The sequence below is a fragment of the Pseudomonas sp. MWU13-2862 genome, from assembly GCF_023242495.1.
In the GTDB taxonomy this organism is placed as follows: Bacteria; Pseudomonadota; Gammaproteobacteria; order Pseudomonadales; family Pseudomonadaceae; genus Aquipseudomonas; species Aquipseudomonas gingeri_D.
This window is the reverse complement of the sequence record NZ_JALMEZ010000042.1, coordinates 1-935: the sequence shown is the minus strand read 5'-3', so window position 1 is coordinate 935 and position 935 is coordinate 1. Positions and strand designations below refer to the sequence as shown.

The window sequence follows — 935 nt, the reverse complement described above, 5'->3', positions numbered from 1 at the left end:
CCGATCTGGCTCAGGCGACGGTTGGCGATGAACTTGAGGTAGTCCTCCATCATCGCCGCGTTCATGCCCAACACGCCGCGTGGCATGGTGTCACGCGCGTATTCGATTTCCAGCTGGGTGCCCTGCAGGATCATCTGGGTGGCTTCTTCCTTCATCTCGGCATCCCACAGGTGCGGGTTCTCGATCTTGATCTGGTTGATCACGTCGATGCCGAAGTTCAGGTGCATGGACTCATCCCGCAGGATGTACTGGAACTGCTCGGCCACGCCGGTCATCTTGTTGCGACGACCCATGGACAGGATCTGGGTGAAGCCGCAGTAGAAGAAGATGCCTTCCAGCACGCAGTAGTAGGCGATCAGGTTGCGCAGCAGTTCCTTGTCGGTCTCGACGGTGCCGGTCTTGAATTCCGGGTCGGAGATCGAACGGGTGTACTTCAGGCCCCAGGTGGCCTTTTTCGCCACCGAAGGAATCTCGTGGTACATGTTGAAGATCTCGCCTTCATCCATGGCCAACGATTCGATGCAGTACTGGTAGGCGTGGGTGTGGATCGCCTCTTCGAAGGCCTGGCGCAGGATGTACTGGCGGCACTCGGGGTTGGTGATCAGGCGGTACACGGCCAGCACCAGGTTGTTCGCCACCAGGGAGTCGGCGGTGGAGAAGAAACCGAGGTTGCGCATGACGATGCGGCGTTCGTCGTCGGTCAGGCCTTCCGGGTCTTTCCAGAGGGCGATGTCGGCGGTCATGTTGACTTCTTGCGGCATCCAGTGGTTGGCGCAGCCGTCGAGGTACTTCTGCCAGGCCCAGTCGTACTTGAACGGCACGAGCTGGTTGAGGTCGGCGCGGCAGTTGATCATGCGCTTTTCGTCGACCGCGACACGGGCCGAGGCGCCTTCGAGTTCAGCCAGGCCTTCGGCAACGTCCAGGGCATCGAGGGC

At 60.4% G+C, this 935-nt stretch carries 1 protein-coding gene; it reads right to left on the bottom strand.

What is annotated here, in order from left to right:
- The coding region (locus tag M5C56_RS32285; protein WP_247263507.1) for a ribonucleotide-diphosphate reductase subunit beta at positions 1–935 on the bottom strand (935 nt) is incomplete at both ends.